16 protein-coding genes are annotated in these 18,001 nt (G+C 56.6%); 3 read left to right on the top strand and 13 right to left on the bottom strand.

What is annotated here, in order from left to right; translation table 11 throughout:
• Positions 1-13: 13 nt before the first annotated feature.
• Positions 14-1,228, bottom strand: coding sequence for an acyl-CoA dehydrogenase (locus JXR15_RS11330; RefSeq protein ID WP_422053330.1), 1,215 nt, complete (start codon positions 1,226-1,228; stop codon positions 14-16).
• 237 nt (positions 1,229-1,465) lie between these two features.
• Here JXR15_RS11330 and JXR15_RS11325 point away from each other — a divergent pair, with 237 nt between their 5' ends.
• Both JXR15_RS11325 and JXR15_RS11320 read left to right on the top strand, forming a co-directional pair.
• On the top strand, positions 1,466-2,035 hold the full coding sequence (locus JXR15_RS11325; RefSeq protein ID WP_422053329.1) for a cupin domain-containing protein: 570 nt from the start codon (positions 1,466-1,468) through the stop codon (positions 2,033-2,035).
• 9 nt (positions 2,036-2,044) lie between these two features.
• On the top strand, positions 2,045-3,157 hold the full coding sequence (locus tag JXR15_RS11320) for a CaiB/BaiF CoA transferase family protein (RefSeq protein WP_422053328.1): 1,113 nt from the start codon (positions 2,045-2,047) through the stop codon (positions 3,155-3,157).
• Here the strand turns inward: JXR15_RS11320 and JXR15_RS11315 are convergent.
• The 12 genes from JXR15_RS11315 to purC all read right to left on the bottom strand — a co-directional run bounded on the left by JXR15_RS11315 (position 3,154) and on the right by purC (position 17,500).
• Complete coding sequence (locus JXR15_RS11315; protein WP_422053327.1) at positions 3,154-3,843, bottom strand: ABC transporter ATP-binding protein; 690 nt, start codon at positions 3,841-3,843, stop codon at positions 3,154-3,156. The genes JXR15_RS11320 and JXR15_RS11315 overlap by 4 nt on opposite strands.
• Positions 3,840-4,595 (bottom strand): ABC transporter ATP-binding protein, encoded by a 756-nt coding sequence (locus tag JXR15_RS11310; RefSeq protein ID WP_422053326.1) that lies wholly within the window; start codon positions 4,593-4,595, stop codon positions 3,840-3,842. The genes JXR15_RS11315 and JXR15_RS11310 overlap by 4 nt, the downstream gene beginning before the upstream one ends.
• On the bottom strand, positions 4,588-5,571 hold the full coding sequence (locus tag JXR15_RS11305; RefSeq protein ID WP_422053325.1) for a branched-chain amino acid ABC transporter permease: 984 nt from the start codon (positions 5,569-5,571) through the stop codon (positions 4,588-4,590). The genes JXR15_RS11310 and JXR15_RS11305 overlap by 8 nt, the downstream gene beginning before the upstream one ends.
• Position 5,572: 1 nt before the next feature.
• Positions 5,573-6,490: a branched-chain amino acid ABC transporter permease gene (locus tag JXR15_RS11300; protein WP_422053324.1), complete on the bottom strand. Its 918-nt coding sequence runs from the start codon at positions 6,488-6,490 to the stop codon at positions 5,573-5,575.
• Between the two features lie 150 nt (positions 6,491-6,640).
• Complete coding sequence (locus JXR15_RS11295) at positions 6,641-7,774, bottom strand: ABC transporter substrate-binding protein (protein WP_422053323.1); 1,134 nt, start codon at positions 7,772-7,774, stop codon at positions 6,641-6,643.
• Between the two features lie 296 nt (positions 7,775-8,070).
• Complete coding sequence (locus JXR15_RS11290; RefSeq protein ID WP_422053322.1) at positions 8,071-11,367, bottom strand: Rne/Rng family ribonuclease; 3,297 nt, start codon at positions 11,365-11,367, stop codon at positions 8,071-8,073.
• 432 nt (positions 11,368-11,799) lie between these two features.
• Positions 11,800-12,483 (bottom strand): HAD family hydrolase, encoded by a 684-nt coding sequence (locus tag JXR15_RS11285; RefSeq protein ID WP_422053321.1) that lies wholly within the window; start codon positions 12,481-12,483, stop codon positions 11,800-11,802.
• 117 nt (positions 12,484-12,600) lie between these two features.
• Positions 12,601-13,935: a sigma-54-dependent transcriptional regulator gene (locus JXR15_RS11280; RefSeq protein WP_422053320.1), complete on the bottom strand. Its 1,335-nt coding sequence runs from the start codon at positions 13,933-13,935 to the stop codon at positions 12,601-12,603.
• Positions 13,936-13,939: 4 nt separating this feature from the next.
• Complete coding sequence (locus tag JXR15_RS11275) at positions 13,940-15,703, bottom strand: sensor histidine kinase (RefSeq protein ID WP_422053319.1); 1,764 nt, start codon at positions 15,701-15,703, stop codon at positions 13,940-13,942.
• A 36-nt stretch (positions 15,704-15,739) separates the two neighbouring features.
• Positions 15,740-16,408: a phosphoribosylformylglycinamidine synthase subunit PurQ gene (purQ, locus tag JXR15_RS11270; RefSeq protein ID WP_294225715.1), complete on the bottom strand. Its 669-nt coding sequence runs from the start codon at positions 16,406-16,408 to the stop codon at positions 15,740-15,742.
• Complete coding sequence (gene purS, locus JXR15_RS11265) at positions 16,408-16,638, bottom strand: phosphoribosylformylglycinamidine synthase subunit PurS (RefSeq protein ID WP_054001400.1); 231 nt, start codon at positions 16,636-16,638, stop codon at positions 16,408-16,410. Before purS ends, purQ begins: the two co-directional genes overlap by 1 nt.
• A gap of 106 nt (positions 16,639-16,744) precedes the next feature.
• Positions 16,745-17,500 carry a phosphoribosylaminoimidazolesuccinocarboxamide synthase gene (gene purC, locus JXR15_RS11260; RefSeq protein WP_299420381.1) on the bottom strand — a complete coding sequence of 252 codons (756 nt, stop codon included), beginning with the start codon at positions 17,498-17,500 and terminating at the stop codon, positions 16,745-16,747.
• A gap of 156 nt (positions 17,501-17,656) precedes the next feature.
• On the opposite strand from purC, the gene JXR15_RS11255 reads away from it, so the two are divergent.
• Positions 17,657-17,971: a DUF1476 domain-containing protein gene (locus JXR15_RS11255; RefSeq protein WP_422053318.1), complete on the top strand. Its 315-nt coding sequence runs from the start codon at positions 17,657-17,659 to the stop codon at positions 17,969-17,971.
• Positions 17,972-18,001 lie beyond the last annotated feature (30 nt).

The raw sequence follows: 18,001 nt of genomic DNA, 5'->3' as shown, positions 1-18,001 counted from the left end.
ATTCTGAAAAGTATCAGAAAAACGCCTGCAAACCGGTCTGTGCACGCCCAAGGATCAACGCGTGCACGTCATGTGTGCCTTCATAGGTGTTCACCGTTTCCAGGTTCACCATATGACGGATCACACCAAACTCCAGGCTGATGCCGTTGCCGCCGTGCATGTCACGTGACAGACGCGCGATATCCAGCGCCTTGCCACAGTTGTTGCGCTTGATGATCGACACCATCTCAGGCGCTGCCTTAGCCTCATCCATCAAGCGACCAACGCGTAGCGCAGCCTGAAGACCCAGAGAAATCTCGGTCTGCATGTTGGCCAGCTTCAGCTGGAACAGCTGGGTCTGAGCCAATGGCTTGCCAAACTGCTTGCGGTCCAGACCATACTGCCGCGCCGCGTGCCAGCAATACTCCGCCGCGCCCATCGCGCCCCAGGCAATGCCGTAGCGCGCACGGTTCAAACAGCCAAACGGACCTTTCAGGCCTTCGACATTTGGCAGCAGCGCATCTTCGGACACTTCCACGTTATCGAGCACAATCTCTCCAGTGATCGACGCGCGCAGCGAGGCTTTGTGCATGATCTTCGGCGCGCTCAACCCCTTGGTACCTTTGTCCAGAACAAAGCCGCGAATTTTGCCGCCATGCGCGTCTGACTTGGCCCAAACCACAAACACATCCGCGATTGGGGAGTTGGAAATCCACATCTTGGCACCGTTCAGCGCGTAACCGCCGTCCACTTTCTTGGCAGTGGTTTTCATGCTGCCCGGATCGGAACCCGCATCCGGTTCGGTCAGGCCAAAGCAACCAATCCACTCGCCCGACGCCAGTTTTGGCAAGTATTTCTTGCGCTGTTCTTCAGAGCCATAAGCGTAGATCGGATACATCACCAGCGAGCTCTGCACCGACATCATTGAGCGATATCCACTGTCTACGCGCTCCACTTCACGCGCGACCAGACCGTAGGTCACATAGCCAGCACCAATGCCGCCATATTCCTCAGGAATGGTGGTGCCCAACAGGCCCATTTCCCCCATCTCGGCAAAAATCGCCGGATCGGTCTCTTCCTTCTCGAACGCTGCGGTCACCCGAGGCGCCAGTTTTTCGTCACAATAGGCGCGCGCGGCATCGCGTACCATGCGCTCATCTTCTTCCAGCTGGCTTTCGATCAGAAACGGGTCTTCCCAGTTGAACGAACCCAATTCCGGTTTGGACTGTGGTGCCAGATCCTTGGCCATGGTCTCTCCTTCCGTCCGCCCACATAGGGGCGCAAAACATCAATTTCCGTTGCCGCCCAACATGTCCGACCCTGCCCTCGCGTCAAGGCAACCCGGGACAAACGCCGCTACGTCGCAAAATCTTTCTTGCCTTCTATTGCGCAGAATATTGAGCATTGCTAGACCAAATTGATCAAAGTTTCGTTGCGTCCTGTTGGCACAGTATATCACAGCCAAAGGCACAACACGGAGGACCTGATGAGCGACACGTTTGACGTGGGTGACCGCCTTAAAAAACTGCGCCTATCCGCAGGATTGAGCCAGCGACAATTGGCGCAATACGCTTGCGTACCGCATGGGCAGATTTCCATGATCGAAACCAATCGCTCCAGCCCTTCTGTGGCTAGCTTGCGCAAAATATTGGGCGGCATGGGCATGTCGATGGCTGAGTTTTTTGAGCCAGAAACCCATGCGCCGGGTCAGGTTTTCTTTGGTCCGGAGACTCTCTCTGACCTGACGTCACAACTGGGCACCGAGGCTTCGAAACTGACCCTTAAACAGATAGGCAATGCCAAAGACCACGGCTTGCAGATCCTGCGCGAACACTACGCCCCGGGGGCTGACACCGGTGAAACCATGCTCTCCCATCCCGCAAATGAAGGCGGCATCGTGCTCTCTGGCGAAATCGAAGTGACCGTGGGCAGCCAAACCCAAATCCTGCGTGCCGGGGACAGCTATCTATTCGACAGCCGACAACCACACCGCTTCCGCAACATCTCTGACACACCGGCCGAGGTGGTTTCCGCCTGCACGCCGCCCTATCTCTGAAGGCTTCCCATGACCCCACTCAAAGGTCTCAAAGTTGTAGAACTCGCCCGCATTCTGGCTGGCCCCTGGATTGGCCAATCACTCGCCGACCTTGGTGCTGAAGTGTTCAAAGTGGAAGCTCCTCAGGGTGATGACACCCGCACTTGGGGCCCACCCTTCATCGAGCGTGACGGCGACAAAACCGCCGCTTATTTCTACGCCGCCAACCGCGGTAAAACATCCGTGGTGGCAGATTTCCGCACCGAAGAAGGTCGCGCCCAGGTGCTGGAGTTGATCAAAGACGCCGACATCCTGATCGAGAATTTCAAAGTTGGCGGGTTGAAAAAATACGGTTTGGATTACGACACGCTATCCAAAGCCAACCCACGCCTGATCTACTGCTCTATCACCGGCTTTGGTCAAACCGGCCCCTATGCCAAACGTGCTGGCTATGACTTCCTGCTGCAAGGCATGTCTGGACTGATGTCGATCACCGGAGAGCCAGACCGGCAACCCCAAAAGGTCGGCGTTGCAGTGACAGACGTGGTCACCGGCCTCTATGGCACCATCGGCATTTTGGCTGCAGTGGAACAGCGCCACACCACGGGGCGCGGACAACACATCGACATGTCCCTGTTGGATTGCGCTACCGCGATGCTGGCCAATCAGGCGATGAACTACCTCGCCACCGGCTACAGCCCAAACCGCAAAGGCAATGCTCACCCCAATATCGCACCCTATCAAGTGGTGCCCACATCTGACGGCCACATCATCATCGCCGTCGGCAATGATGGTCAATTCCAGCGCCTCTGCGGGGTGCTGTCACGCGGTGATCTTGGAGACTCACCGGACTACACCACCAACCAACTACGGGTTGCCAATCGCGATGCCCTCACTGAGCAGATCGAATTAGAAACCAGCAAATGGTCTTCAGCAGATCTTTTGGCTGCACTGGAATCGGCGACCGTTCCCGCCGGCCCAATCAACTCGATTGAACAAGCGCTGACCGATCCGCAAATCGCCGCACGTGGCATGGTAGTAGAGGCCGAAGGTGTGCGCGGACTGCGTGGCCCATGGGTGTTTTCCGACGCGGACCTATCCTCAGACCGCACCGCGCCGGTATTACCTAAACCAAAACCTTAGACGCCAAGATAGCGGTCGGTCTCTGCCGCTCCCAAAGCGTCAAAGCCATCGGCCCAGACCGTGCGCCCCTTCTCAAGGATCACCGCACGGTCTGCCACCTGCCCCAACTCTTTGAGCGATTTGTCGATCGCAATGATTGCCATGCCAGTTTCGGCCTTAAGCTTTGCAACAGCTCCCCAAATCTCCTGACGGATCACGGGTGCCAGCCCCTCAGTCGCCTCATCCAGAATAAGCAACTTCGGATTGGTCATCAGCGCCCGGCCAATCGCCAACATCTGCTGTTCACCTCCGGAGAGCGAAGCTGCAGACTGATCTCTTCGTTCTTGCAAACGGGGAAACAGACGACACACAGACTCAAAGTCCCAGGCCCCTTTTCTGGCGGCCGCGATCAGGTTCTCATACACCGACAGGTTTGCAAAACAACGGCGCCCCTCGGGCACCAGCCCAATACCCAATCGCGCGGCTTTATAAGACGGCAAACCGCCAATATCCTGCCCGCCAAACTGCACTGCGCCATCCGTGTTCTTCAGCATCCGGCACATGACCTTCACGGTGGTGGTTTTACCCATACCATTGCGCCCCATGAGCGCCAGCACCTCGCCTTCGCCCACGCTCAGCGACACATCAAACAGCGCCTGGCTGGGGCCATAAAACGCCGCGACATTTTTTAGCTCGATCAAGCTCATGCTGGCACCTCATCACCTAAATAAGCCCGCCGGATTTCCGGGTTCACTTTGATTTCCTCTGGCGTGCCTGTGGCGATCACCTCGCCATACACCAGCACGCTGATCCGATCCGCCAGCGCAAAAACCGCGTCCATATCGTGCTCAATCAACAGAATGGGCGCTTCTTTGCGCAACTCTGTCAAAAGCCCAATCATCTGCTGCGCCCCTTCCAGGCCCAGGCCGGCCATTGGCTCATCCATCAGAAAGGCTTTTGGCTTCAACGTTAGTGCAACGGCCACCTCCAATTGCCGCCGTTGCCCGTGGCTCAAATCCGCCGTGCGCGTTGCTGCAAACTCCGCCAATCCAACCTGCGCCAAGGCCGCCCTGGCCACCGTCACAAGTTGCGCATCTTTCATCACCGGCTTGAAAAACGACAACACATTGCCACGTTGCCCCAAGGCACCAAGCACCGCATTTTGCAAAACCGTGTGCTCCATCGCCAGGGACGAGATCTGAAACGTCCGCCCAAGCCCTTTGCGCGCGCGCTCCGCTGGACCATCACCGGTCAGATCCTCATCCATCAGCCGCACAGTGCCGCCGTCAGAGGGCAAATGACCGGTGATTTGCTGGATCAACGTCGACTTCCCTGCCCCATTCGGGCCGATCAGCGCGTGGATTTCCCCTTTGCGCAAATCCAGCGACACATCATTGGTGGCCTTCAAGGCGCCAAAACTTTTGAAAAGCCGCTCTGTGCGCAACACCACATCAGTCATGGGCTTTCTCCCGACCTGCCAGGGCACCAATCACGCCACCTTTTGCAAAAAGCACGATGCCAAGCAGCAGCGCGCCCAGATAAACGTGCCAAAACTCCGACAACCCGCCCAGCGTATGTTCCAGAAGGATAAATATCATCGCGCCAATCACCGGCCCAAACAGCCGACCAACGCCGCCAATGATGATGAAGATGATGATCTCACCGGACATCTGCCAGCTCAGCATTGTTGGGCTAACAAAGCGGTTGAGGTCTGCAAACAATGCGCCCGCTAAGCCTGTCACCGCGCCAGAAATCACAAAAGCGACCAACCGCAGATGATACGGCTTCATGCCCACGGACAACACGCGTGTTTCATTTTGCCGCGCCGCGCTCAGCGCAAGCCCAAAGGCCGATTTATGGATCGCATTCATCAGCAACAGCGCCAGACACAGGACCGCAAAACACAGGCCAAAGAACTGCATCGGCACCAGCGTGTTTAGCCCAGGAAATTCATTGCGCACGTAGATCGACAGACCATCCTCGCCGCCGTAAGCGGGCCAGCTGATCGCGAAGTAGTAGATCATCTGCCCAAAGGCCAAGGTGATCATGATGAAATAGACGCCCGAGGTCCGCAGGCTCAACGCCCCAATGGCCAGCGCGGCCAAGGCGCTTGTTATCATCGCCACCAGCCAGATCACCGGCATCGATTTTGTGCCTTCGATAAGAAACGGCGCTTCCATGATTGGCGCATAGGCCTGAGCATGGCTTGCCAAAATACCCATCACATAGCCGCCAATGCCAAAGAACGCCGCGTGCCCCAGGCTGACCAGACCACCCGTCCCCAAAGCGAGGTTCAACCCCACGCCCGCCAATGCAAAAATCGCCGCACGTGTCGCCAAAGTGATGATAAACGGCTCATCGGCGATCAATGCCCAAAGCGGCACCCCAAGTAAAACCGCTAGTGCGGCCACATTGATCCAGGTTTCTCGTGTCATCTCAGGCCACCCCATAAAGTCCGCGGGGGCGGAACACCAAAACGCCCGCCATCAGGATGTAAATCAACATTGACGCCAGCGCCGATCCAACGGACACCGCCGCTGACGGCTCCAAAAACAACCCAAACGCCTGGGGCAACAACACACGGCCCATCGTGTCGGTGAAGCCAACCAAAAGCGCACCAACAAACGCCCCTTTGATTGAGCCAATGCCGCCAATCACAATCACCACAAACGCCAGGATCAGCACCGGTTCGCCCATGCCAACTTGCACCGATTGGATCGCGCCTACCAAGGCTCCGGCAAAGCCGGCGAGAGCCGCGCCGAGCGCGAAAACAAAGGTATAGAGTTTGGCAATATCCACGCCCAAAGCGGCAATCATCTCGCGATCTGCTTCACCTGCGCGGATGCGGATGCCCACACGTGTGCGATTGATCAAGGCAAACATCGCAGCGGCCACCACCAGCCCAATCACGATGATTGACAATCGGTAAGCCGGATACTGAATGCCTCCGGGCAAGGTCACCGGCCCGGCCAACACGGCTGGGACATCCAGGAACAAGGGGAACGAGCCAAACATCCAGCGCGTGCCTTCAGAAAAGATCAAGATCAGTGCAAACGTCGCCAAAACCTGATCCAAGTGGTCCCGATCATAAAGCCGCCGGATAATGGTCAGCTCAATCAGGGCCCCAGCCAGCGCGGCCGCCGCCAAAGACGCCATCAGGGCCAGCACAAACGAGCCCGTTGCGGCTGCCACAGCCGCCGCGGCAAAGGCCCCGATCATATACAGCGACCCATGCGCCAGATTGATCAGCCCCATGACGCCAAAGACCAACGTCAGGCCTGCGCTCATGAGGAACAGCATCACGCCGAACTGAAGCCCGTTCAGCATCTGCTCTATGAAAAGTAGTGTTGTCATTGCCCTCGCCCAGTGCCACAGCGACACGCCTCCGCCAACATGTCGGCGTAGAAAATTCAGTCTATTCAGGATATTGAAGATCAAACATCATGCACCCACCCCGCCAAGATGCATGGAAAAGGGAAGGCCCAAAAGCCTTCCCAATGTCACTTACATTTTGCAGTCGCCAGCATAGGCGTCCGCGTGGTTGGTCAAGCCAGTTGCGATGATCTTGTTGGTGTACACGTCACCTTCTTTGATCACTTCGCGCACGTAGATGTCCTGTACGGGGTGGTGGTTGTCACCAAAGGCAAAGTCACCGCGCACGGAGTCAAACTCCGCCGCTTTCAGCGCGGCGCGGAACGCGTCCGCATCCGCCACATCCGCCTTATCCATTGCAGAAATCAGCAGGTTGGCGGTGTCAAAACCTTGGCTTGCATAGAGCGATGGCAAACGGCCGTATTCTGCTTGGAACGAGTCGACAAATGCAGCGTTTGTCGCGTTATCGATGTCTTTGTTCCATTGGCTGGTGTTCTTCACACCCATCGCCGCGTCCCCAACAGCCTGCAAAATACCTTGGTCGAAGCTGAACGCCGGACCAACCAACGGAAGATCCACGCCACTCGCAGCATATTGCTTCAAGAACGAAATCCCCATGCCGCCTGGCAGGAAGAAGTACACACTATCCGCACCGGAGGCCCGGATCTGCGCAATCTCGGCAGCGTAATCCGTTTGGCCAAGCTTTGTGTAAAGCTCCCCAGACAAGTCGCCTTCAAAGAAGCGCTTGTACCCGGTCAAAGCGTCCTTGCCAGCCGGATAGTTGGGCGCCAAGATAAAGCTGTTCTTCAAACCGCTGTCGTTGGCGTAGGCTCCCGCCGCTTCGTGCAGGTTGTCGTTCTGCCACGCAACGTTGAAGTAGTTCGGATGACAGCCTTTACCGGCAAGCGGCGACGGACCGGCATTTGGTGACAGGTAAAACTTTCCCTGCGCGGTCGCGGCTGGCACCACGGCCATGGCAAGGTTGGACCAGATGATACCGGTCAACACGTCCACCTTTTCCGATTGGATCATCTTGTCGGCCAGCTGCACTGCGATATCCGGTTTGCGCTGGTCATCCTCAATCACCACCTCCAGATCGTCGCGGCCAGCCTGCTGCACTGCCAGCATAAAGCCATCGCGGACGTCGATGCCAAGCCCAGCACCGCCACCCGACAATGTGGTGATCATTCCTACTTTCACATCAGCCTGCGCTGTTGCGCCCGCCAATGCCATCGCCGCAGCCAATGCCGCACTCCGCAACTTCATTTTGTCGCTCCCTGGTTTCTTGTTTTTTCAAGATGAACTTTGGGCGCTCAAAGGCCTGTCCGTCAATAACCTGAGGGAATTTTTTTTAAGCTTAAAATATCTTCAAGCCTAAAAGGTATTTTGTCTTACCTTTACAGCACCTTGCTGATCGACACTCAAGCGTTGAATTGGCCAAACTTTATGGTGCTCCGCGCGAACGCTTCCTCTATGCGAGAACATAAATTGCACCACACACGTAAAACTGACGGGCCCACATCAACAAAAACGCCGGGGAAATACCCCGGCGTTTAGATATTTTATCCGCGCGACCACCAGCCGCGTCGTTTTGGTTTGGGCGGAGCCGCGGGTTCTTCTGGAACCGTAACCTCCGGAGCAACCGCCACTTCCAATGGCTCTTCTACGGCCTCTGGTGCACTGCTGACTTCAGCTTCAGCCATCGGCGTTTCAACAGGTTCCGAAGACTCAACAGGAGTGTCAGCCACGGGCGCCTCTTCCGATGTGACAACTGCCTCAGGCTCATCTTTCACTTCAGCAGGCGTACCTTGATCACTTTCTGCTTCAGCCGCTTCCACCTGTTGCGCTTCGACTGGAGTCTCAAGGCTAGCCTCTTCTGGCTCTACCTCTTGCGCTGTGGTGTCATCACTTAAAGCTTCGGATTTCTTGCCACGTGACCGGCCACGACGGCTACGGCTGCGTTTCTTCGGTTTCTCATCACCGTCAGAAGCCTCTTCCGCAGGTGTCTCAGACCCAGTCTCAGCGGCTTCACCAGCCTCCGACGCCTCCGTTTCAGAATCGCCCTCGGTCTTGGTTTCTCCGTCAGCGTTGTCTTCACCCTCACCGTTGCCGCGACGACGGCGGCGACGACGGCGGCGCTTCTTCGGCTTCTCTTCACCCGAATCTTCCGCTGGCTTCTCTTCTACCGCAGCTTCTTCGGAGATCACTTCCGCTTCTTCCACATCAGCGTCGTCAATCGCATCCATGATTGAGATGTCGCCTGACACCACAGGTGCCTCAACCTTCGCCACGGCACGTGTTGCTGTCTTGAATTTCTCAATTGCGAAGTCCGGAGAGACCAGATGTGGATCAGCTTCGATCCGTACAGACAAGCCATAGCGCGTTTCAATCTGCGCCACATGCTCGCGCTTCTGGTTCATCAGATAGTTGACGATGGCGACCGGCGCTTTGACCAGAACTTCACGGGTCCGACCACGTGTGCCTTCTTCTTCAATCTGACGCAAGATAGACAGCGCGAGGTTGTCATCAGAGCGGATCAAACCTGTGCCATGACAATGTGCACAGGGCTGTGTTGTGGCTTCGATCATGCCAGGACGCAGGCGCTGACGGCTCATTTCCATCAGGCCAAACCCAGAAATCCGACCCACCTGAATGCGGGCGCGATCCGTCTTCAGCTTGTCTTTCATCCGTTTTTCAACAGCGCTGTTGTTCTTGCGCTCATCCATGTCGATGAAATCGATCACAATCAGACCCGCCAAATCACGCAGACGCAGCTGACGCGCTACTTCTTCGGCCGCCTCAAGGTTGGTCTTCAACGCAGTTTCTTCAATCGAGCCTTCTTTGGTCGCCCGACCGGAGTTCACGTCAATGGCCACCAATGCCTCTGTGACACCAATCACGATGTAGCCACCGGATTTCAGCTGAACTGTAGGGTTGAACATGCCGGACAGGTAGCTTTCCACCTGATAGCGTGCAAAGAGCGGCAGCGTGTCCTGATAGCGTTTCACGTTTTTGGCGTGAGACGGCATGATCATTTTCATGAAGTCCTTGGCAATGCGGTATCCGCGCTCGCCTTCCACCAGCACCTCGTCGATCTCGCGCGAATACAGGTCGCGGATCGAGCGTTTGATAAGGTCACCCTCTTCGTAGATCTTCGCCGGTGCGATAGATTTCAGAGTCAGCTCACGGATTTGCTCCCACAGACGCTGAAGGTATTCATAGTCCCGCTTGATTTCGGATTTGGTACGCTTGGCACCAGCCGTCCGCACAATCAAACCTGCGCCCTGCGGGACGTCAATCTCGCCAGCAATTTCCTTGAGTTTTTTACGGTCCGCCGCATTGGTGATCTTACGTGAGATGCCACCGCCACGCGCGGTATTGGGCATCAATACACAATACCGGCCGGCCAACGACAGGTAAGTGGTTAGCGCCGCACCTTTGTTGCCACGCTCTTCTTTCACAACCTGGACCAGCATTACCTGGCGCACTTTGATCACTTCTTGGATCTTGTAGCGACGGGCGCGAGGCTTACGCGGAGGGCGGATTTCCTCGCTATCGTCTTCATCAGCAACCGATTCAATGCTCTCGTCTTTTTCGGACGCATCGGAGCGTTTTCCGCGGCGGCGCGACCGGCGACGATTGGACTTTTTGCCATTCTCTTCGTCATCAGACGACGTATCAGAATCGTTATCGTCTTCTGAACTGCCCGCGTCTGAATCTTCGGATGTCTCGGTTGGAGCATCCGCTGCTACGGCGCCCTCGGATGGCGCGGTATCTTCTTTTACGTCACTTTCAGCAGGCGCATCGGCGGCTTCAATAACCACCTCAGTTTCGGTGCTTGGTGCATCCTCAGCGGAGCCGTCAACTTGATCATCTGAAGTCGCTTCCTCCGAAGCTGCCACATCTGCGTCACCCGTCTCCGCAGGATCGGCCTCTTCCACCACTTCTTCCTCGGCTACAGGGGCGGCGTCTTCAGACACCGCCTCTTCTGCAGACGTCTCGTCTTCGGAAACAACACTGGCCTCGGTTTCGGTTTCTTCACCAGTTTCCGGGTCTTTGCTGACAACTGCATCTTCGCCTTCAGTGTTGGCTGCGATGGTTTTGGGACCCTCGTCTTTGCCGTCAGTGTCTTCGGCGCTTGTGTCCGTCACAGCAGCGTCTTGCGAAGCCGCTTCAGCGGCTTCAATATCAGCCTCAGGCGCTGGATCCGCCGCACTGTCCGCCGAAACCTCTTCCGTCTCAGCGGCGGTGTCTTCCGCATCCGCGACCTCAGTCGCTGGCTCCTCTGCCTCGACAGCTTCCGTTTCGCCAGGCTCTTCCACCGGTGTCTCTTCTACCAGCTCCATCGGTGACAGACCTTCGTCTTGATCACCACCAGCATCTTCCACCAGATCAATGGTCTCCATGCCGGAAATTTCAGCAGCAGTCGTTTCAGACACGGCCTCTGCTGTGTCCGCATCCGCGGCCTCAGGCGCAACCTGATCCTCTGTCTTCTTCTTGCGAGAGCGAGACCGACGGGACCGGGATTTTGGCTTTTCCTCTTCCTCGTCACGGGCCTTCAAAGACTCCGCATAGGCACGCTCTTCTTCCAGAAGCGCCTCGCGATCCGCAACAGGGATCTGATAGTAGTCCGGATGAATCTCGGAGAACGCCAGGAAACCATGACGGTTTCCGCCATAGTCGACAAAGGCCGCCTGAAGCGACGGCTCAACCCGTGTTACTTTTGCGAGATAGATGTTGCCAGCAAGCTGGCGTTTGTTTTCAGATTCAAAGTCGAACTCCTCAACCTTGTTTCCGTCGACCACCACAACGCGGGTTTCTTCCGCGTGGGTGGCATCGATGAGCATTTTCTTAGCCATGTTATCCGTTTGCACCCGCGCAAGCGCCGCGCCCCTCCCGGGGGATCAGGTCGATGAACTTTTCGGGGGTGTCTTGTCTGAGCGAGGGGATGCGCGCCGCCGATGGGGCCGCTTGCGGTCCCTGCTCGGTCTCTCAAATCAATCGCGCGCTTCATCGCGTTTCTTCTCCGACGCGGCATTCGGTGGTCCCGAGCCTGCGCCTGTTACATGCCCTCCGCCATGGCGGTGCGGGCGTCTCTACTGGTTCATTTTCATGAACCCAATCGGTCTGAGCATCCCGCCCGGCCCTCTGCCCCTCGGGGTCCTGTGGGCCAACTGAAACGCAATACTCAGCGAAACTCATACGGTGCGCAAACCCTGCGCCATCCGTTCCCCCACATAAAACCACTCCTGTGGAAAACACAATGGGGAATCGTCTGACGGATACGTGGGTTAGGTTAACGCATCCTCAAAAAGCCCAATCTGCACAGCACCATGGCGCAAATCCCTGGCAACAATCTGCCCCAGATCGGGCAACGGCGTGTTTGGCGGCCGAAGGTCCGGAATTTGCACTGTCAGGCACCCTGCCCGCACAGCTGCAGTGGCCCCAAGATCACTATCTTCAAACGCCACACAGTGCACAGGGTTCACGCCCAACCGGCGCGCCCCTTCTAGATACGGCTCGGGATCTGGTTTATTGGCAATAACTTCATTGCCTGTACACACTGTGTCAAAAAACGACAGAAGCCCAGCCTTCTCCAAATGATGTTGCGCAGCCGGGCCATGCGTCGAGGTCACAACCGCCATCGGCACCGCAGCTTCACGGATCGCTTGCAACACGTCCCGCGCATAAGGTTTTGTCGGCACGCCATGCTCAACATTCTTTTGGTGCAGAATGCGCCAGCGCTGGTCAAACTCCGCGACATCTGTTTGTTGAGGCAAAAACTCATGCAACCGTGCTGTGGTGTCTTTGCTCGACGACCCAACCAAGCTTCCAAAAAACGCCGTAGCCTCTGCTGTTGAAATCCCCAGATCTTCGGTCAGCGTCAAAAACGCCTTCAGAAACATGCGCTCCGTGTCCAGAAGCAAGCCATCCATGTCAAACAGATACGCGGCCGGTGTCTTCAACAATGCCATCACAAGGTACTCCACAAATTTCCGTTAGCGCCAACGTCGTCGCACCCTGCCACCAAACAAAAAACGCCGCAAGCCCGTCGAGAGCCTGCGGCGTTCACAAAATCTATCGATCAGAAATCAGAGGTAATCAGCCCGCTGCAGGCCATACTTCGCCATCTTCTCGTTCAACGTCCGCCGCGGCAAGCACAGCTCTTCCATAACACCTGCGATGGACCCGCGATGGCGCCGCATGGTGTTGTCGATCAACATGCGCTCAAAAGCTTCCACATATTCCTTGAGGGGTTTGCCCTCCGTTGTCACAACCGGCTGCATCTCTTCGTGATCGCTCATCAGCAGTGACGCAATTGTGCCTTCACTGCGACGGCTTTGCAAAACTGCACGCTCTGCCAGGTTGATAAGCTGACGCACATTGCCTGGCCACGGTGCCTGCAACAGCTGCGCAGCCTCTTGCGCACTCACTTTAGGGGCATCACAGCCGTACTCTTCGCTGAATTGCTCTGACAGTCGGGTAAACAGCGTAAGAATATCTTCGCCACGTTGGCGCAGAGGCGGAACCGTGATCCGCAATGCCGCCAATCGATAAAACAAGTCAGAGCGCAATGCATCTTCGCAGGTGCGGTCCTGCTCCTGCATGTTGGAGATCGCCACAATGCGGGTTTCCGCCGGTGTGCCTTGCTCGTTGATCACGTTGAGCAGCTTGGCTTGCAGCGCGTCGCTCAAGCTCTCGATGTCCTCAAGCACCAATGTCCCACCGCGCGCTTCTTCAACGGCAGGCAATTGGCTGTCTTCCGGGTTCATCGGCCCAAACAAACGTTTTGCAAGCGCCTCTTCTTCAAAGGCCCCACAGCTCACCAGAACAAATTTCTTGCCCGCACGGCTGCCCACTGCGTGCAACGCATGGGCAACCAACGTCTTTCCAGTGCCCGTTTCCCCATCAATCAGCACATGCCCATCAGCCTGTCCGAGATCGAGGATGTCCTCCTTGAGACGCGCCATAACCGGGCTCGCGCCAATCAGCTTGTTCATAATTTGATCGCCGTCAGACAGCTCACGCCGCAGCGCCCGCGCATCCAAAGTCAAACGCCGCGCATTGGTGGCTTTCTTGGCCAGCTGCGTCATGCGATCCGGGTTAAACGGCTTCTCAAGGAAATCAAACGCACCCACGCGCATCGCCTCTACCGCCATAGGCACGTCGCCATGGCCCGTGATCATAATCACTGGCAGTGAACTGTCCGCGCCCATCAGCTTTTTCAGGAACTGCATCCCGTCCATGCCCGGCATTTTGATATCGGAGATCACAATCCCCGGATATTCCGCGCCAAGCGCCTTCAGCGCATCTTCTGCGCTGGGAAATGTTTCTGTGTCATAGCCCGACAGTGCCAGCCATTGGCTGATCGACTGCCGCATGTCCTGCTCGTCATCGACGATTGCGATCTTCATGCTTTGTGCCACGAATTTACTCCGCTGCTTCAATATCTTCATTCAAGATAGGCAGTTGAACTTCAAATACAGCCCCCTGCCCATCGCCATTGCGTGCTGTCAGCCGTCCACCAAGGTCGCTGACGATGCCAGAGCTGATTGCCAACCCCAAACCGACGCCCTCACCGGGCTGTTTGGTGGTGAAAAACGGCTCAAAAAGGTTGTTCAAATCCTCAATGCCGGGGCCATTGTCGCGCACCGTCAAAGTGGCTGTTTCCCCTGCTGCCAAAAGGACTTCGATCTCCGGATCGGCCACAGACTCGGTGGCATCCAAGGCATTGCGCAGCAGGTTGATCATCACCTGCTCTATCCGCACCCGATCGCCCATCACGCGCACCGGATCCGTCGGCACAATCTTGCTTATGCGCACCTGACGTTGGCGCAATTGAGGCTCCATCATCGACAAAGCGGACGCCACGGCGTCCCCCATGTCGACCACGTGGAACTCATCGCCGCCTTTTCTGGCGTAAGATTTGAGCTGTTTGGTGATCGCCCCCATGCGCTCGATTAGATCGTCAATCCGCTGAAACGAGGTCAACGCCTCATCCGGCCGATTGCGCTTCACCAAAAGCTGCGCCCCGGCAAGATAGGTCTTCATCGCCGCCAAGGGTTGGTTCAACTCATGGCTCACAGCCGCCGACATTTCGCCCAATGCCGCCAGTTTGGAACTCTGTGCCAGGCTTTGTTCCGCCACTTCCAGGCTCTGCTGCATCCGTTCCCGCTCGGCGATTTCCCGCTGAAGACGCAGGTTCAACCCCCGCAACTCCACGCTTTCCCGCTGAAACAGCGCCATGCGCAGCGCACTTTTGCGACCAAGAACGTAGAATCCAAGCGCCAACAGGATTGCAAATCCCATGATTTCCAGCGCCAGAACCGCGTTCACTTTCTCCCTTACACCGGCGTAACTTGTGAAACTGGTCATCTGCCAGCCCCTGAACGGGATCCGCGCGCCCATGCGCATCACCGCCTCCCCGCGCAAATACGCATCCGCCGGGTCCTGCGCCCAATCCGCTGTCACCTTAATGGCGCGCTCAATTGCGCCCAAAGCTGGCTGTCGCGCCAAAGCCTCTGCTTCAGTCAACCCACGCCACCGAGGTTCACTGCTCAGGATGATCGTGCCTTCGCTATTTGCCACCAAAACAGCATCTGAAATCCCGGCCCAGGCGCGCTCAAACTTGTGCAAATCCACTTCAACCGCGATCACCCCAAGCGTGGCACCGCCACTTTCCAACCGTCTGGAGTAGATAAACCGATAGGCTCCGGTCTCATCTCTGGCCGCTGTAAACAGTGTAACATTGGACCGCAAAGCATTGATAAAAAACTCTTGTTCCCGATACATCGTACCAAGGCGCGTGCGGTCTGTTGCCGCCACTGTGCGTCCAGTCTCGTCCAGCAGCAACAATGACGCCGCGCCAATTTCATCAACAAAGCTGATCAACCGCGCGGTGGAGCTGGAGAAGTCTTGTGAATCCAGCGCCCCAATCAATTCAGGGTCTTTTGCCAGCAACTGCGGCACAATTGCGTTGCGTCGCAACTCACTCAACAAGTTGCCGGAATAGAGCGCCAACCGGAGCTCTGCCCGATTGCGCGTATTGGCCGTAAATCGATCTGTCAGGAAACTGTTGGTGACCCAGATCGTCACCCCTGCAACCACAACCAACAAAGCCAAGGTCACGCGCGCCCGCCAGCTTGTTGTCGCCGGGCGCAGTTTTTCAGAGGTGTCAGAAGCGTTTTGCGTCATGCACGAACAGTACGCCTACGCGCCGACACCCTCAAGTCACGCTGTGGCAAACTGGTCCATCAACGCGCGGAACATTGCCACCCCGTCTGTGCCGCCATGGCCGGTATCCGCTGCCCGCTCCGGGTGGGGCATCATGCCTAGCACACGGCGGTTTTTGCTGACCACACCGGCGATGTCCGCAACCGACCCGTTTGGATTGTCGGTATAGGTGAACGCAATCCGGTCCTCATCACGCAGCTGCGCCAGCTTCTCGTCGGTCACAAAGTAGTTGCCGTCGTGGTGCGCAATCGGCACGTTCACAACGTCACCTTTGCTGTAGCCAGAGGTAAACGCAGTATCTGCGCTAGCCACTTCAAGACCAACCGTACGACAGATGTACTTCAGCCCGGCATTGCGGCGCAACGCGCCCGGCAGCAAACCAGTTTCGGTCAGGATCTGAAAGCCGTTACAGACACCAAGTGCATAGCCACCACGCTCGGCGTGCTTGATTAGCGACTGACAAATCGGAGAATTTGCCGCAATCGCGCCACAGCGCAGGTAATCGCCAAAGCTGAAACCGCCTGGAACACCAACCATGTCGATGCCTTCTGGCAGCGCCGTATCTTTGTGCCACACCATGGTGACATCCGCTCCGGCCTGCTCAAAGGCCACCGCAAGATCGCGGTCACAGTTGGAGCCCGGAAAAACAATGACCGCAGCTTTCATCAGCCCATCTCCACCCGGTAGCTTTCGATCACCGTGTTGGCGAGCAGCTTCTCACACATCTCGGTCACGGTTGCCTCGGTGGAACCTTCTGCCAGATCCAACTCGATCACCTTGCCCTGCCGTACACCTTCGACACCATCAAAACCAAGACTGCCAAGCGCGTGACGCACGGCCTCACCTTGTGGATCCAGAACGCCGTTCTTCAGCATGACATATACGCGGGCTTTCATTTGGTCTCTCTCCAATTGGGCATGTGGCGGGACTGTCCCGCTTTTCTTACCAAAAATTGTCTTTCCAACCGCGCCCAAAGTTGGGCGCAGCTGGCTTAGGTCTGGATCAGCTTACAAGCGTTGGCTTGGGGCCGGTGCCTTTGGGCAGCACACCAAGGCGGCGCGCCACTTCGGCATAGGCATCGGTCAGGCTGCCAAGGTCACGGCGGAACACGTCCTTGTCGAGCTTGCGCCCGGTTTCGATGTCCCAGAGGCGGCAGCTGTCCGGGCTGATTTCATCCGCCAGAACCAAGCGCTGGAAGTCGCCTTCATACACCCGTCCAATCTCAATTTTGAAATCGATCAAGCGGATACCAACACCAAACATCACGCCGCTCAACCAGTCGTTCACGCGCAGCGCCAGGCCAAGAATATCGTCCATATCCTGCTGGCTGGCCCAGCCAAAGGCAGCGATGTGCTCTTCAGACACCAGCGGATCACCCAGGCTGTCGTCTTTGTAGCAGTATTCCACGATCGGGCGTGGCAGCTGTGTGCCTTCTTCAATGCCCAACCGCTTGCTCATAGAACCCGCCGCAAAATTGCGCACGATCACTTCCAAAGGAATGATCTCACAATTGCGCACCAACTGCTCACGCATATTCAGGCGCTTGAGGAAGTGTGTTGGCACACCAACCTGCGTCAGGCCGGTCATGAAATATTCGCTTAGGCGGTTGTTCAACACACCTTTGCCGTCAATCACGTCTTTCTTTTCCGCGTTGAACGCAGTGGCGTCATCTTTGAAGTACTGGACAATGGTGCCCGGCTCAGGGCCCTCAAACAGAATCTTGGCTTTGCCTTCATAGATTTTTTTGCCGCGGGCCATGGCTACATTCCTTCTCTTCCGGGATGAGTCCCGAATTTGTTCGCCCTCTTAATGGATGGATAGCATTGTCGCAAGCTCACGGCTTACTCTTGCGACAGGCCATGTGGATGATCATATTATAATTGTGACATCCTATGGTTATGGAGGAGTTCATAAATGAACGCATTTGACGACCGCGAAGCCGCCTTTGAGGCCAAGTTTGCGCATGACGAAGAGATGAAGTTCAAGGCAGAGGCCCGTGCAAACAAAAAGCTCGGACTTTGGGCTGCTGAACTGTTGGGCAAGTCCGGTGCAAAAGCCGAAGACTACGCCAAAACTGTGATCGCCGCAGATTTTGAGGAAGCAGGTCATGATGATGTGATCCGCAAGGTTGTTGGGGATCTTGGCGACAAGGCGGACGAGCAGACCATCCGCGCCAAACGCCGCGAAGCTCTCGCCGCTGCAAAAGAAGAACTGGCCACCGAGGCCTGATCCCTTCAAATCCCCTAGAAATTACAACGC

Source organism: Shimia sp. (assembly GCF_049116215.1).
Taxonomy (GTDB): domain Bacteria; phylum Pseudomonadota; class Alphaproteobacteria; order Rhodobacterales; family Rhodobacteraceae; genus Shimia.
Note: the sequence above shows the minus strand (reverse complement) of the source record. Positions and strands in the feature narration are given on the sequence as shown.